The 15,284-nt window shown below is 69.8% G+C and carries 14 protein-coding genes; 8 read left to right on the top strand and 6 right to left on the bottom strand.

The features are described from left to right. A partial coding sequence (locus CS1GBM4_RS22505) for an SPOR domain-containing protein (RefSeq protein ID WP_186421004.1) occupies positions 1-649 on the top strand: 649 nt, incomplete at its 5' end. A 17-nt stretch (positions 650-666) separates the two neighbouring features. On the opposite strand, the gene CS1GBM4_RS22500 is transcribed toward CS1GBM4_RS22505, so the two are convergent. Both CS1GBM4_RS22500 and CS1GBM4_RS22495 read right to left on the bottom strand, forming a co-directional pair. Continuing rightward, the gene (locus CS1GBM4_RS22500; RefSeq protein ID WP_186421003.1) at positions 667-1,395 is read right to left on the bottom strand and encodes a molecular chaperone DnaJ; all 729 of its coding nucleotides are present in this window, start codon (positions 1,393-1,395) and stop codon (positions 667-669) included. Further along, entirely contained in the window at positions 1,392-2,141 is a 750-nt protein-coding gene (locus tag CS1GBM4_RS22495) for a VWA domain-containing protein (RefSeq protein WP_244607361.1), read from the bottom strand. The genes CS1GBM4_RS22500 and CS1GBM4_RS22495 overlap by 4 nt, the downstream gene beginning before the upstream one ends. Positions 2,142-2,225: 84 nt before the next feature. Between CS1GBM4_RS22495 and panC the strand changes: the two genes are divergently transcribed. From panC to CS1GBM4_RS22480, 3 genes are all read left to right on the top strand, one after another. After that, positions 2,226-3,074: a pantoate--beta-alanine ligase gene (gene panC, locus CS1GBM4_RS22490; protein WP_186421002.1), complete on the top strand. Its 849-nt coding sequence runs from the start codon at positions 2,226-2,228 to the stop codon at positions 3,072-3,074. Between the two features lie 95 nt (positions 3,075-3,169). Further along, a complete protein-coding gene (locus CS1GBM4_RS22485; protein ID WP_186421001.1) occupies positions 3,170-3,403 on the top strand; it encodes a type II toxin-antitoxin system prevent-host-death family antitoxin in 234 nt (77 codons plus the stop codon). A gap of 9 nt (positions 3,404-3,412) precedes the next feature. Continuing rightward, positions 3,413-3,823 carry a PIN domain-containing protein gene (locus tag CS1GBM4_RS22480; RefSeq protein WP_186421000.1) on the top strand — a complete coding sequence of 137 codons (411 nt, stop codon included), beginning with the start codon at positions 3,413-3,415 and terminating at the stop codon, positions 3,821-3,823. 6 nt (positions 3,824-3,829) lie between these two features. Here the strand turns inward: CS1GBM4_RS22480 and CS1GBM4_RS22475 are convergent, their stop codons facing one another. Then, entirely contained in the window at positions 3,830-4,267 is a 438-nt protein-coding gene (locus CS1GBM4_RS22475; protein ID WP_186420999.1) for a DUF1489 family protein, read from the bottom strand. A 151-nt stretch (positions 4,268-4,418) separates the two neighbouring features. Between CS1GBM4_RS22475 and CS1GBM4_RS22470 the strand changes: the two genes are divergently transcribed. After that, entirely contained in the window at positions 4,419-5,198 is a 780-nt protein-coding gene (locus tag CS1GBM4_RS22470; RefSeq protein WP_186420998.1) for an SDR family oxidoreductase, read from the top strand. 28 nt (positions 5,199-5,226) lie between these two features. Further along, a complete protein-coding gene (locus CS1GBM4_RS22465) occupies positions 5,227-6,063 on the top strand; it encodes an aminoglycoside phosphotransferase family protein (protein ID WP_186420997.1) in 837 nt (278 codons plus the stop codon). A 119-nt stretch (positions 6,064-6,182) separates the two neighbouring features. Here the strand turns inward: CS1GBM4_RS22465 and CS1GBM4_RS22460 are convergent, their stop codons facing one another. From CS1GBM4_RS22460 to CS1GBM4_RS22450, 3 genes are all read right to left on the bottom strand, one after another. Then, positions 6,183-8,168, bottom strand: coding sequence for an acetyl-CoA carboxylase biotin carboxylase subunit (locus tag CS1GBM4_RS22460; protein WP_186420996.1), 1,986 nt, complete (start codon positions 8,166-8,168; stop codon positions 6,183-6,185). Between the two features lie 185 nt (positions 8,169-8,353). Then, positions 8,354-9,058 carry a cation transporter gene (locus CS1GBM4_RS22455; protein ID WP_186420995.1) on the bottom strand — a complete coding sequence of 235 codons (705 nt, stop codon included), beginning with the start codon at positions 9,056-9,058 and terminating at the stop codon, positions 8,354-8,356. A gap of 243 nt (positions 9,059-9,301) precedes the next feature. Next, positions 9,302-10,063: an SDR family oxidoreductase gene (locus tag CS1GBM4_RS22450; RefSeq protein WP_186420994.1), complete on the bottom strand. Its 762-nt coding sequence runs from the start codon at positions 10,061-10,063 to the stop codon at positions 9,302-9,304. A 315-nt stretch (positions 10,064-10,378) separates the two neighbouring features. On the opposite strand from CS1GBM4_RS22450, the gene CS1GBM4_RS22445 reads away from it, so the two are divergent. Together CS1GBM4_RS22445 and CS1GBM4_RS22440 are read left to right on the top strand one after the other, a co-directional pair. Next, positions 10,379-13,114: an autotransporter domain-containing protein gene (locus tag CS1GBM4_RS22445; protein ID WP_186420993.1), complete on the top strand. Its 2,736-nt coding sequence runs from the start codon at positions 10,379-10,381 to the stop codon at positions 13,112-13,114. A 192-nt stretch (positions 13,115-13,306) separates the two neighbouring features. Then, the coding region (locus tag CS1GBM4_RS22440) for an autotransporter-associated beta strand repeat-containing protein (protein ID WP_186420992.1) at positions 13,307-15,284 on the top strand (1,978 nt) is incomplete at its 3' end.

The raw sequence follows: 15,284 nt of genomic DNA, 5'->3' as shown, positions 1-15,284 counted from the left end.
GCCGCGGCCGCGCGCCGAGCCCGAGGTGCCGGCCGCCGCCCGCGCCTATGCCGCGACGACGACGACCGCGCAGATCGCGCCGCCGCCGCGCCCGCTCAGCGGCAGCGCCCAGGCGCTCGCCCTCTCGAACATGCGCCCGGTCGCCGCGACCACCACGCCCTCCGCCATGCGCTGGTCGATCGGTGCCCCGCCCGCCGAGGGCAAGGTCCTGCGTCCGCCGGCGAATGTCGACGTCACCTCCTCGATCGCCAAGGTGGCCGAGCCGCCGGCGCAGAGCGGGCCCAAGGCCGAGGCCAGGAAGATCGAGGCCCGCCTGCCCGAGCCGGCGCCGCTGCCGGTCAAGGTGGCGCAGGCCGCCGCCAGGGCGCCCGAGAGCAAGCCGGCCGAGAAGGTCGCGATCGCCTCGAAATGGGTGATCCAGCTCGGCGCCACCGACGACGAGGCCAAGGCCCGGGACATCCTCGCCCGCGCCCGCGCCAAGGCCGCCGGACCGCTCGCCGACGCCTCGCCCTTCACCGAGAAGGTCGAGAAGGGCGGCGCCACCCTGTTCCGCGCCCGCTTCGCCGGCTTCGAGGAGTCCAAGGACGCCGAGAAGGCCTGCGCCCAGCTCAAGCGCGGCGGCTTCTCCTGCTTCGCCACCCGCGGCTGACCGATCGGGAAAGGAGATCAACCATGCTTTTTCAGCAAGGTATCCTTGGCCTGGTTGACGCGGGCGGCAAGCCCGCTGGTTCCGCCGGCATCTGGGTGGATGCGCTTCATCAGACCCCTGTGGGCCTCCCGGACCGCCTCCGGTCCCGCCCCCGGCTGAAGCCCCAGGATCTCGTAGGCCTCCTCGTCCGACATCGCGCCCGCGCGCGCCGCGCCGCGCTGCCCCGCGTCGCCGTGACGATCAGCGTCTTCACGCCAGCCGGGCGTCCGGCGGTCGAGATAAGCCTCTAGCAGCCGCGCCCCGTCAGGATCGCCGGCGAGGCATTCGCGCAGCAGCGCGCCGAGCTCGGCCGGCGTCAGCTCGTCGAGATCGCGGCCGGCGAAGGAGCCGGCCCTGACCCTGCCCCGGATGCCGCCGCTGTCATGGTCGAGCTCCATCTCGAGCAGGGCGGAGGCGACCATGGAACGGCCTGCCGAGCCGGCGCCGCCCCAATCCCGCGCCCATTCCGGCATTCTGAGGCCGCCCGGACCATAGGCGCTCCAGCCGAGCAGCCAGGCGCCGAGCCCGCCGAGGAAGATCGCCATGTCGAGCCGGCCGCGCATCGTCAGCAGCGCCGCGACGCCGAGCGCGGCCACGCCGCCCGCCACCTTGCCGAGCCTGACCAGTTTCTTCGGGTCGACCCCGGCGAAGAGCTTGGCCAGCCACCAGATCAGGATCAGCGTCGCGATGCCGTAGAGCAGCGTCACGGCTTGCGGCCCTCCATCGCGGTGAGCAGCCCCTGCGCCGCCACGCTCTGGCCGGCGAGCTTCAGCAGCGCCTCGCGTCCCCCGCTGGCATAGGCGGCGGCCCCGCGCAGGAGGTCGAGCAGGGAGTTCGGCGCCCTGGCGTCGAAGCGGGCATGGGCGCCGCCGGTCAGGCGCGCGATTTCGGCGAAGGCCCTGCCGGCGTCCGGATCCGCGCCTTCCTGGAAGACGAAGCCCTTGACGCCGCGCAGGCCGAGCTCGCCGGCGAGCGCGCAGAGCCGGTCGACATCCTCCTCCATCGCGTCGCCGACAAAGACGAAGGCGCGGATCGGCACGCGCCGCTCCTCGTCGCGGACATGCCTGAGCACGCGGGCGATCTGCGTCTGCCCGCCGCGGCAGTCGATCCGGTTCATCAGCCCGGTCAGGCGCTGCGGCTCGCCGAGCCAGCCGGAGGCGCGGCATTCGTCGAAGCCGCGGAAATAGACGAGCTGGACAGCGAGCCCGCCGGTCTTCGCCGCGACCTCGAACATCTGGCCCTGCAGCGCGCAGGCGAGATCCCAGGTCGGCTGCCGGCTCATCGTTGCGTCGAGCGCGAAGACCAGCCGCCCCGCCTGCCCGGTCGCCAGCGGGGCGAGCTGCCTGGCTGCGGTGAGGAAGCGGTCGATCTCGCCGGGTTTCGAGCGCGCAGCGCCGTCGGCCGGGCGCGTCTCGCCCGCCTTGCCCACCGCCTTGCCGTCTTCGCGCGTCATGCCGTCCGCCGGGATTCGCCCATCCCGAAGATATTGGCCGCGCCGCCGGCATTTGCTACCCGTCCAGCGGGTCGGAGGAACGCTATGTCACAGGTCGCGGTGTTCGAGACGGTCGAGGCGATGCGCGAGGCCGTCGCCGCCTGGCACGCCGCCGGCGACAAGGTCGCGCTGGTCCCGACCATGGGCGCGCTGCACGAGGGCCACATCGCGCTGGTGACCGAGGCGCAGAAGCACGCCCGCCGCGTCATCGTCTCGATCTTCGTCAATCCGACCCAGTTCGCCCCGCATGAGGACTTCAAGAAGTACCCGCGCACCTTCGACAGCGATCGCGCCCAGCTCGCGGCGGCCGATGCCGACGCGATCTACTTCCCCGCCGTCGAGGAGATGTATCCGCCGGGCTTCGCCAGCCGCGTGCTGCTGCTCGGCCCGGCCGCGGTCGGCCTGGAGGACCGCTTCCGACCGACGCATTTTGAAGGCGTGGCAACGGTTTGCTGCAAGCTCTTCACCCAGAGCAAGGCCGATCTCGCCGTCTTCGGCGAGAAGGACTACCAGCAGCTCAAGGTGGTGACGCGCATGGCCCGCGACCTCGACCTCGGCATCGAGATCGTGCCGCTGGCGACCTTCCGCGAGCCTGACGGCCTCGCCATGTCCTCGCGCAACCGCTACCTCTCGGCGCAGGAACGCGCCCTGGCGCCGACGCTGCACAAGGTCATGCAGGCCCTCGCCGCCCGCATCCGCAATGACGACCCGCTGTTCCACGCGGTGGCCGACGCGCAGACCGAGATCATCACCTCAGGCTTCGAGCTCGACTATCTCGAGGCCCGCCATGCCGACACGCTGGCGCCGGTGACCTCGCGCGCCGATGGCCCGATCAGGCTGCTGATCGCGGCACGGATCGGCGCGACGCGGCTGATCGACAATATTGTAGTGTGAGGTCGACGGCGACTGCACCAGTCCCGGCACTGTCATTTACGAACCGAGGCAGCCCCGCTATTATGGTCATATGGTCATAAGACGGAGGCCTATCGATGAAGAGCGTCACGGTCGTCGAGGCCAAGGCGCATTTCTCCGCTCTGCTGGCCGAGGTCGAGGCAGGCGCAGAGATCGCCGTGACCCGCCATGGCAAGGTCGTGGCACGGCTTGTTCCGGATCATCCGCGCACCGCGGCCGACGCGTTTCGCGACTTCTGGGCTGACGAGGACATCGACCTGCAGGCCCCGGAGGACGCGCCGGCCGAAGATGTCGCCGCGCTCGACGAATAGGTCGCAGCGGTGCTCTACCTGCTGGACACCAACATCCTCATCGCCGCCATGAAGGGCCACCCGGCAGTCCGCGACCGGCTGGAAACGCTGCCGCTCAACGATCTACGTCTGTCGGCGATCGTGCTCGGCGAACTGGAGTTCGGAGCGGAGAAGAGTGCTCATGGCGAGCGCAACCGCGCCCGTCTCGCCGCTTTGGCGCAACGGCTGCCCCTGGTCGGCATCGATGCGGCGACGACCCTCCATTATGCTCAGGTCAGAGCTCTTCTGGAGCGGCAAGGAACCCCTATCGGCGCCAACGACACTTGGATCGCAGCGCAGGCACTCGCCAGCAAGGCGACTTTGGTGACCGACAATGAGCGCGAATTCTCGCGCGTGCCCGACCTGCCGCTGGAAAACTGGCTGATGCGGGAATCGCCCTGAGCCAGCTTATAACAGCCCCAGTTCCGCCAGTTCCCGCCGCATCTGCTCCGGCATCACACCCAAATCCCCGCTGCGGCCGTCGATGTCGCGCGGCGCGTCCTTGTCCTGCAGATAGCGCCAGCCCTGGAACGGCCGGAACGGCCTCGGCTCGACCGGCACCACCACCGGTTCCATCACCAGATGGCAGCGGCCGATGCCCTCGCCGTCGGTGAAGGGCCGGATGTCGATCAGGCGCTGACGCGCCGAAAGCTGGCCCTTGATCACCCAGTAGAGCGAGCCGCCATTGACGATCTCCTCGATCCGCTTCGGCACCATGCGGGTGGTGTGAAGCTGCTCCGCCGGCTCGCCGCGGGCGCGGCGCTGCGCCTGCCGCTCGGCGATCCACTCTTCGAGATCGCTGATCGATTCGGCGCCGACGCAGAGCTTGAGGATATGGAGCGGCATGGCCGGCAACCTAATCCTCGCCGACGCGCCCCGCCAGAGCCCGCCGCCCTTCTCCACAAGCCGCCGGCGCCGGGGTGGCCGGTACGGACGCGGTCATGACGGCGCCGCGACCTCGGGCTACTAAGGCGGCCGACTGCAACGGAGGCACCACATGCGCGGACTGCAAGGCAAGGCCATTCTCGTCACCGGCTCCTCGGCCGGCATCGGCTATGCCATGGCCGAGCGCCTGATCGCCGAGGGCGCCAAGGTGCTGATCCACGGCCGCGAGCAAGGCGAGGTCGACACCGCCTGCCGCAGGCTCGGCCCTTCGACTCACGGCGCCGTCGGCGACCTCTCGGAGCCGGCGACCGCGCAGACCCTGGTCGACGCGACCTGCAAGGCCTTCGGCCGTATCGACGGGCTCGTCAACAATGCCGGCATCTACCCGCGCGGCGTGCTCGGCGAGACCACGGCGGCCTTCTTCGACCATATGTTCGCGATCAACACCCGCGCCCCCCTGCTCTGCGCCGAGGCGGCGATCCGCGCCTTCCGCCTGCAGAAATCCGGCGGCTCGATCGTCACCGTCGGCTCGATCAACGCCTGGTGCGGCAACTCGAACCTGACCGTCTATTCGATGTCGAAGGGCGCGCTGATGACGATGACGCGCAACCTCGCCAATTCGCTCGGGCGCGAGCGCATCCGGGTCAACCAGCTCAATGTCGGCTGGACCTTCACCGCCAATGAGGATCTGACCCAGCAGCGCGAGGGCAAGAAGCCGGGCTGGGAAAAGGAGGTGCCGCTCGAGCTGGCGCCCTTCGGCCAGATCATGCAGCCGGCCGAGGTCGCCACCCACACCGCCTTCTGGCTCTCGGAGGAGAGCGGTCCCGTCTCCGGCCAGATCTACGAGGTCGAGCAATACCCGCTGATCGGCCGCGGCCGCGCGGCGGATTGACCGCGAACCTCGGCGCGGGAGCGCAGCGATGCTGGCCGCCTTTTCGCCCTGGCTCGCCCGCTGGGACCTCGAACCCGCCGGCGAGCGGATCCGGACGCATGCCAGCCAGTTGCTGCCCGTGTGGCAGCGCGGCCGGCCCGCCATGCTGAAGCTGCCCGAGGTCGAGGACGAGCGGCGTGGCTACCTTCCGCTCGAATACTGGAACGGCGACGGCGCCGCCCGCCTCCTCGCCCGCAGCGACAACGGCGAGGCGATGCTGATCGAGCGCGCCACCGGCTCCCGCTCGCTCGCCGCCTTGGCCCGCAGCGGTGCGGCGGGCGACGACGAGGCGACCGCGATCCTCTGCGAGGCGGCTGCCGCCCTCCAGAAGCCGCGCGGACCGGCGCCTGCCGGCCTGATCCCGCTGGAGACCTGGTTCGGCGACCTGTTCCCGATGGCGCGGGAGCGCGGCGGCGTCCTCGCCCGCTCGGCGGCGGCGGCGGCCGAGTTGCTGGCGGCGCAGCGCGAGATCATGCCGCTCCACGCCGACCTGCATCATGACAACCTGCTCGATTTCGCGGGCCGGGGCTGGCTCGCCATCGATCCGAAATGCGTGATCGGCGACCGCGCCTTCGAATACACCATCCTGTTCTGCGATCCCGACCTCGCCGATCCGGAACCGCCGGTCGCGATCTTGCCGGGCCGCTTCGAGCGCCGGCTCGAAATCGTGCTGGCGAAGTCCGGACTGGAGCGTGAGCGCCTGCTGAAATGGATACTGGCCTGGTGCGGTCTCTCCGCCGCCTGGTTCCTCGGGGATGAGGACCCGCTGGCGGAGATCAACCTCGTCGTGGCGGAGCGGGCGATCGTCGCGCTGGATGCGCTCTGACCAAGCTTTCCAGCAAGTAGGGCCTCAAGGGCCGGGCGCAGAAAGCCCCCCTCCCGGATGGGAGAAGAGTTCCCGCGCTCGTCATTCAGCGTTGCGCGTCACATGACGACAACGCGTCCTCACTCCCCGAGCACCACCACCTTCGCGCCCTCGGCCACCTGCGCGCCCGGCTCGGCGCCGAGCTCGGTGACGGTGCCGTCGCGCGGGGCGGTCAGCACATGCTCCATCTTCATGGCTTCGACGATGGCGAGGCGCTGGCCCTTCACGACCGCTTCGCCCGCCGTGACGAACAGCGCGATCAGCTTGCCGTGCATCGGCGCCTTGACCACGCCGCCCGCGCCCGCCGCCGCGTCGAGATCGACGCCGAACGGATCGAACAATGCGACGGAGGTCTGCCGGCCGCGATGCAGCGCGAGATAGGTCCCGGCCTCGGCCCGGGCGAGCGTGACCTCATGCTCGCCTTCATCGAGCGGATGGCCCGGCAGCGAGACGCGCGCATCGTCGCCGCTCCACTCGATCCTGGCCTCGATCCGCTCGCCATCGACCAGCAGCGGCAGGCCGAGCGCCGGGCGCGGCATGATCGAGAAGGCGTCGGCCTCGAGCCAGGGCGATTTGGCTTCATCGCCGGTCCGCTCGACGGCGAGGTCGAGCAGCGCCACCTGGCGCTCCTCCTCGAGCTGCAGGGCCGCCGCCGCGACCGCGGCTGCATCGAGCGGCTGCGGCTCGGCGCCGAGCGCCGTGATGTTGCGGTCGATGAAGCCGGTGTCGAACGGCCCCTTCCGGAACCCTTCCGCCTCGGCGAGCTTCTTCAGGAAGGCGAGATTGGTGCGGGGACCCGCGACGATGGTCTCGCCGAGCGCGAAGGCGAGATGGTCGAGCGCCTCGTCGCGGCTGCGGCCATGCGCGATCACCTTGGCGATCATCGGATCGTAGAACGGCGTCACCGAATCGCCGGCCTCGACGCCGGTGTCGATGCGGATATCCTCGCTCTGCGGGAATTGCAGCGCCCAGAGCTTGCCCGTCGAGGGCAGGAAGCCCTTCTCCGGATCCTCGGCATAGAGCCGCGCCTCGACGGCGTGCCCTTCGGCCCGGACATCCTCCTGGGTGAAGCCGAGCGGTTCGCCGGCGGCGACCCTGAGCTGCAGCTCGACCAGGTCGAGCCCGGTGATCGCCTCGGTGACGGGATGCTCGACCTGGAGACGGGTGTTCATCTCCATGAAATAGAAGCGGTCGGCCCTGAGGCCGTCGCGCCCGTCGGCGATGAACTCGACCGTGCCGGCCCCGACATAGCCGACCGCCCTCGCCGCCTCGGTCGCCGCCTTGCCCATGGCGGCGCGCACCTCCGGCGTCATGCCCGGCGCCGGCGCCTCCTCGATCACCTTCTGGTGGCGGCGCTGCAGCGAGCAGTCGCGCTCGTAGAGATGGACGACATTGCCATGGCCGTCGCCGAACACCTGGATCTCGACATGGCGCGGCGAGAGCACGTATTTCTCGACCAGCACCCGCGTATCGCCGAAGGCGTTGCCGGCCTCGCGCTGCGCGCTCGACAGGGCGTCGGCGAAATCCTCGGGCCGCTCGACCTTCTTCATGCCCTTGCCGCCGCCGCCGGCGACCGCCTTGATCAGCACGGGATAGCCGATGCGCTCGGCCTCCTTCGCCAGGAAGCCCTGATCCTGCTCGGCGCCGTGATAGCCCGGCACCACCGGGACATTCGCCTTTTCGACCAGCGCCTTGGCGGCGTCCTTCAGGCCCATGGCGCGAATGGCGGAGGCCGGCGGGCCGACGAAGACGATGCCGGCAGCCGCGCAGGCCTCGGCGAACTCGGCGTTCTCGGAGAGGAAGCCGTAGCCCGGATGGATGCAGGCCGCGCCGGCTTCCCTCGCCACCGCGAGGATCTTCTGGGCATCGAGATAGCTCTCGCGCGCCGGCGCCGGACCGATCCGGTAGGCCTCGTCCGCCATCGCGACGAACAGCGCCTCGGCGTCGGCGTCGGAATGGACGGCGATGGTGCGCAGGCCGAGCCGCCGCGCCGTGCGGATCACCCGGCAGGCGATCTCGCCGCGATTGGCGATCAGGATGGAGGGCAGTTTTGCGGCGATCGACATGGGACAATCCTCGTAACCGACATGCCGTTATAGCGGCGCCTCCGTGCTTGTCTGCGCCTTGTTGCGCAGGCCGGGATGGGCGGCTCTGCCATCGCCATTGCGAGCGCGAGCGAAGCAATCCAGGGAACGGGAGGGCTCTGTCCCTCCTGGATTGCTTCGTCGGCTTCGCCTCCTCGCAATGACGATCAGCCTGCGCGAGCGCCCGATTCAGCTTTCGTCGCCCGCCAGATCGCCCAGCTCGCCTGGAAGCACAGGAAGGCGACGAAGAGATCGAACAGGTATTCCGGCCAGCGCATCGGCAGCAGCCGCGCGGCGAGGCCGAGCAGCGCGAAGCCGGTGGTCGAGATCGCGTCATTCCGCGAGGACAGCCAGGTCGCCTTGATCACCGGATTGGGCTCCGCCCGGAAGCGCCAGAGCATGCCGATGATGATGTAGGCGATCAGGATCGCGCTGGCCGCCGAGAAGCCGAGCGTGGCGAGCTCGATCGGCCGCGGCCGCAGGATCTTGTCCCAGAGATCGTAGAGCGCGTGCAGCCCGGCGACGGCCATCACCGCGCCGATCCCGAGCGCCGCGACCCTCTCCGCCCGCTCGTCGCGGCCGAAGACCAGCGCCGCGATGCCGTAGAGCGCGACGTCGTAGACCCAGTCGACGCCGTCCTTGAACAGCTGGCTGTTGCCGATCGCCAGCGCCCAGAGCACGACACCGCCGGCGAAGACCAGGATGCCGAGCGCGATGCCCCAGATCGCCAGCCGGTAGGCCCGGCCGACACGGGGATCGACCGGCGCGGCATGGCCGGGCTCGCTGTCGATGCGAGCGCCCTCCCCGTCAGGGTCGGCCTTGTGCCGACCATCCGCGTCTTCAACCCGTTCCGAGGCATCGAAGGCTGACAAGCGAGGCACTCCCCGGCCACTCCGGACAGTGTCGTGCAAATTATGCTCGTCGCAAGCCGTCGCTGGCCGCGACTGACCGGACCAGGATGAGAGCGAATCCCCAGTCATTTACACCGTCATTCCGGACAAGCGGCGGAGCCGCGCAGCTCCGGAATCCATCGAAGGACGCTGAGTTCTACAATGGATTCCGGCATTCCGCTTCGCTCCAGCCGGAATGACGGAAACCGGTTGATCGAACGCCCCTCAGCCCCGCCCGACGAGCGGGGCCTTGGTCGCCATCACCGTGACGAACAGGATGTTGGCCTCGAGCGGCAGTCCGGCCATGTGCAGCACGGTCGAGGCGACATGCTCGACATCCATCACCGGCTCGACCTTGACCGAGCCGTCGGCCTGCGGCACGCCGGTGGTCATCTTCCTCGCCATGTCGGTCAGCGCATTGCCGATGTCGACCTGACCGACCGCGATGTCGTATTTGCGCCCGTCGAGCGAGGCGGTCTTGGTCAGGCCTGAGATCGCGTGCTTGGTCGCGGTGTAGGCGGCCGAGTTCGGCCGCGGCACCTGCGCCGAGATCGAGCCGTTGTTGATGATGCGCCCGCCCCGCGGCTCCTGCGCCTTCATCGCCTTGAACGCCTCCTGCGTGCACAGGAACGGCCCGGTCAGGTTGGTGTCGACCACCTTCTGCCAGTCCTCCAGCGCGAGGTCCTCGAGCAGCACGCCGCCCGGCGCGTTGACCCCGGCATTGTTGAACAGCACGTCGACGCGGCCGAACCTCTCCACCGTCCTGGCGAACAGCGCTTGCACCGAGCTCTTCTCGGTCACGTCGGTGGAGACCGCGAGCGCCTGCGCGGCCGGCGCGCCGGAGAGCCTGATCGTCTCCTCCAGGGCGTCGAGGCGCCGCCCGGCCAGAACGGTGCGGTAGCCGTCCTTCAGGAAGGCGATGGCGACGGCCCGGCCGACGCCCGAGCCGGCGCCCGTGATGATCGCGACCTTGTTGTGCCCAGACATGCGCTTCCTCGCCTTATCGTGATTTCAACCGTTTCAACTGCCGCAGCATAGCGGCGTATGCAGTATACGGAACCGCATTTCCAGCAGGACTTGCCGGCCGCGGCCCTCACGCGCAGTTCTAGCGAGCGCAGACCCGCCCTGGCCAGTCCGAATCGGCCTCTCCATAGGGTTGCATCGGCGCCGGGGACCGCGTTGCATGCAACCCCCCGATGCAGCGGCCGCCACAGGTCTTAACATTCCCTTAGCGAACCGACTCTAGCCATGGTTGCATGCCGCCGAATCCTCCCGGGCGGCGCCGCCCGACGAGGGATTTGCATGCACGCTGGATCGAATGGTTTCGCCCCGCTTCACACGGTCAGCCTTGCGGCCCTGGTTCTGGGCTGCTCGCTCTCCCCGCAGGCGCTCGCCGAGACCTATTACGTCAGCACCTTCGCCCAGCTTTCCGCTGCGCTGCAATCGGCGAATGCGAGCCCTGACGCCAGCTCGACGATCATCCTCACGCAGGACATCACCATGGCGGGGAACTTGTCCGCGCCGACCAAGAACCTCACGATCGACACCAACGGCTTCACGATCAACGGTCTCACCGCGATCCCCTATACCGACCAGGGCCAGCTCACGCTTCTGGGCACGTTCAGGGGAGCAAACCAGGCCGGGATAGGTGGGACCGGGTTCATCCAGGGAACATTCAGCCGTCCGAGCACCATCACCAACAACGGCGCCATCTTCGGCGGCAACTCCACCGGGAATACCGGCGGAGTGGGCGTCAGCCTCGCCGGCCTCGCGGCCTTTACCAACAACGGCACGATCACGGGCGGAAGCGGCATCACCGGCGGCAGTGGTGCCCAGATACGACGCGGCTCTTCGCTGACCAATTACGGGACCATCCTCGGCGGCAACGCTCTCGCCGCCGGTAGCGGTGGCGTCGGCATCGACCTGGGCGGGCCCGGTGATCTGGCGACCGTGACCAATCACGGGCTCATCCGCGGCGGTGCGGGTTCCACCAATTCCAGTGTAGGCATCTACGTGCGCGCGGGCGGCGGCCAGATCGTCAATACCGGCACGATCGAGGGCAACAACGCGGCGGCGATCGTCGCCAACGCCGCCACCGTCTCGCTCGACATCGTCAACAGCGGCACGATCCGGGCGGGCGCCGGACAGACCGCGATCGGGTGGCTGAGCGGCGTTACGCCGACGACGGGCAAGCTGACGCTGGAGCTGCACGCCGGGTCCGTGATCGAAGGCAATGTCGTGGCCAACGCGGCCGGCGGCAACGATGTCCTGCGCCTCGGCGGATCCGACAATTGGACGCTGGACGGCGGGCTCGGCAGCACCTCGCAATACCAGAATTTCGACAGTCTGGAGAAGACCGGTTCGAGCACCTGGACGATCAGCGGCAGCGGCGATTTCTCGGGGGCGACCACGATCTCCGAAGGCACATTGCGGGTGAACGGTTCGCTCGCCGGCTCGGCGGTGACGGTGGGCTCGGGCGGGCGCCTGGCCGGTTCGGGCACGGTCGGGGCGACCACCGTCGCCTCGGGCGGGCGGATCGCGCCCGGCAACTCGATCGGCACGCTGACGGTGAACGGCGCCTATGTGCAGAATGCCGGGGCGGTCTACGAGGTCGAGATCGATCCGGGCAGCGCCACCTCCGACCGCATCCAGGTCAACGGCACGGCGACGCTGGCGAGCGGGGCGGCGCTCTCCATCGTGAACTATACCGGCGCGGCCTATGTCGCCGGCCAGCGCTACACCATCCTGACCTCGACCGGGCTGAGCGGCAGCTATGGCAGCGAGGACTATGCCGTGACGCCCTTCCTCAGCCTGCGCAATGGCAGCGATGCGACCAACGCCTATCTCACCGTGGTCCAGACCCGCACCGTCGCCAGCGTCGGCACCACCCCGAACGAGATTTCGGTCGGCGGCGGCATCGACAGCCTGCCCGGTGGGAATGCCGTGCAGACGCAGCTCACCAATTCCGCGACGCTCGATCAGGCGCGCGGCGCGCTCGGCTATCTCGCCGGCGAGATCCATGCTTCGGCGAAGACCGCGCTGATCGAGGAGAGCTGGCTGCTGCGCCAGGCCGTCAACGACCGGCTGCGCTCGGCCTTCGGCGCGGTCGGCGCGGCGCCGATGGCGACGCTGAGCTACGGCTTCACCGCCGATCTCGCCCCCGCCGTGAAGGGGCCGTTGCCGAAGCCGGCCGCGGCCGAGCGCTTCGCCGTCTGGGGCCAGGGCTACGGCTCCTGGGGGCGCAGCGACGGCGACGGCAATGCCGCGCGCCTCGCCCGCTCGACCGGTGGCCTGCTGGTCGGCGCCGACGCGGCGCTGTCCGACGATCTGCGTCTCGGCGTGGTCGCCGGCTACAGCCGCAGCAGCTTCGACGTCGACGCCCGCCTCTCCTCGGGCGAGAGCGACAACTACCATCTCGGCCTCTATGGCGGCGGCCGGTTCGGTGCGCTCGGCCTCCGCCTCGGGGCGAGCTACAGCTGGCACGACCTCTCGACCCGCCGCGGCGTCGTCGCGGCCGGGCTCGGCGATCTCCTGCGCGCCGATTACGAGGCCGGCACGGCGCAGCTGTTCGGCGAGGCCGGCTGGCGCATCGACATCGGCCCGACCGCCCTCGGCCAGGTCGCGCTCGAGCCCTACGCCGCTCTCGCCTATGTCAATCTGCGCAGCGACGGCTTTGCCGAGCGCGGCGGCGCCGCGGCGCTCTCCGGCGGCAGCGACGAGACCAGCCTCGGCTATGCCACGCTCGGCCTGCGCGCCGCGACCACCGCCCGCCTCGCCGGCATGGACCTGACCCTGCGCGGCGGGCTCGGCTGGCGCCACGCCTTCGGCGAGGTCGATCCGAAGGCGGCGCTCGCCTTCGCCGGCGGCTCGCCCTTCACCATCGCCGGCCTGCCGATCGCCCGCGACGCCGCCCTGGCCGAGGCCGGGCTCGACCTCGCCATCGCCGCGCGCGCCAGCCTCGGCCTCTCCTATACGGCCCAGCTCGCGCAGGACGCGCAGGACCACGCCTTCAAGGCCAACCTCGCCGTGAGATTCTGAGGAGGGCGGACGCCCGGATCGTGAGCGGTGCGAATCCAAACCGATGCGAACTTTCGCCTCGTCCGCCTCGTCGCGCAGCCCCCTGCGCTCGCGGAAAGCGCTCTCGGCCGCGACCTCGGCAACGGGTGTGGGCAGGCGCTGCGGCGGTGCTCGAGGCTCTTAACGCGACGGTCCAGCTGAGATAGATTTGGTATGCAAGGCAGCCCTGATCATAGCCACCGAATTGGTTTGCCTGGGAGGCATCGCGCGATGCAGCTGGACAGCTGGGCCTTCTCCGACCTTGCATCGGCCGGGAGGAGGCCGACCAGGCGGTCTGCATCGTCGCTCAGCCCCAGTCTCGCCGCAGGGCTTGCGCTCGGCATGGCCCGCCACGCGCGCCTGAAGGGTTCGACGGCGCTTGCCGGCGCCGTCATGGCCGCGTTGGCGCTGCCGGCCGCCCCGGCAAGGGCCCAGACCTTCACCTTCATCGGTGGGAGCGGAAGTCTCTGGGGGGCGCCCGGCTCCTGGGACATCGGGGCGGTCCCTGACAGCGCGACCGCGCAGGTGCTCCTGCCCGACCCGACTCTCAACACCGCGCTCGATCTGGGCGGCGGGACGTTCACGGTGAACAGGCTCACCTTCGCCCCCACCAGCGGAACCCGCTACGGCATTCTCAACGGCACGCTGATCTTCGACGGCGCGAACGCGACCATCGACGTGCAACCCAGCGGCGTCTACCATACATTTACCACGCTTCTGGGACCGGTCAGTGTCGTCGCGCAGACCGATCTGACGATCAACACGGCCGTGGGCGGCCTGCTGGCGTTCGAAGGAGCGACGATCTCGGGCCCCGGCGCCCTCATCAAGACCGGCGACGGCTCGATGCTCCTGGGCGGTGCGAACAGCTATGGCGGCGGCACCGTCGTCGAAGCCGGCACCCTGACCCTGATCGAGGCGAATACGCTCGGCACCGGGCCTCTCACCGTCAATGGCGGCTTGCTGCTGCTGGACGGCTATGACCAGAGCGTTGCCGGCCTGAGCGGGACGGGTGGCAGCATCGATCTCGGCTCCGCGACGCTGACCACGACCTCCGCCGGCAGCGCCAGCTACGCCGGCGTCGTCACCGGCACCGGGGCGCTCGTGAAGGGCGGCGCCGGCACGCTGACGCTGACCGGCGCCAACACCTACACCGGCGGCACGGTGATCAATGCGGGCACATTGGCGCTGAGCGGCACCGGCCGCCTCGCCGCAAGCGGCGCGGTCACGATCGCCTCCGGTGCCGCATTCCGCATCGACGCATCGAGCATGAACCAGACGATCGGTTCGCTCTCCGGCTCCGGCAGCGTCGCGCTCGGCGCCAATACCCTGACCTTCGGCAATGCCACGAACCAGACCTTCGCCGGCTCGATCGGCGGCACCGGCGGCATCGTCAAGCAGGGCAGCGGCAGGCAGACCCTGACGGGCAGCAACACCTACACCGGCGGCACCACGATCAATGCCGGCACGCTCGCGCTGAGCGGCGCCGGCAGTCTCGCCGCGAGCGGCAGCCTCGACCTCGCCAACGCAGGCACCGGGTTCGACATCAGTGCTTCGGCTGCCGACCAGACGATCGGTTCGCTTTCCGGCTTCGGCAACGTCGTGCTCGGCGCCAATTCGCTGACCTTCGGCAATGTGACGAACCAGACCTTCGCCGGTTCGATCGGTGGCACCGGCGGCATCGTCAAGCAGGGCAGCGGCAGGCAGACCCTGACGGGCATCAACACTTACCTCGGCGGCACCACGATCACGGCTGGCACGCTCGCGCTGATCGGCGCCGGCCGTCTCGCCGCCAGCGGCGACCTCGACCTCGCCGGTGCAGGCGCGGAGTTCGACATCGGCGGCGCCGATGGAAGCCGAACCATCGGCGGGCTGTCCGGCGTCGCCGGCAGCACCATCTGGCTCGGCGCCAACACGCTGACCTTCGGCGACGCGACGAACCAGACCTTCGCCGGCTCGATCGGCGGCAGCGGCGGCATCACCAAGCAGGGCACGGGCCGGCAGACGCTGACCGGCATCAACACTTATCTCGGCGGCACGACGATCGCTGACGGCACGCTGGCGCTGAGCGGCGCGGGCAGCCTGGCGGCGAGCGGCGGTCTCAGCCTCTCCGGCACCGGCGCCGGGTTCGACATCAGCGGGGCATCCGGCAACC

This window comes from Allobosea sp. CS1GBMeth4, from assembly GCF_900185715.1.
Classification (GTDB): domain Bacteria; phylum Pseudomonadota; class Alphaproteobacteria; order Rhizobiales; family Beijerinckiaceae; genus Allobosea.
This window is presented reverse-complemented; position numbering and strand designations above follow the sequence as displayed.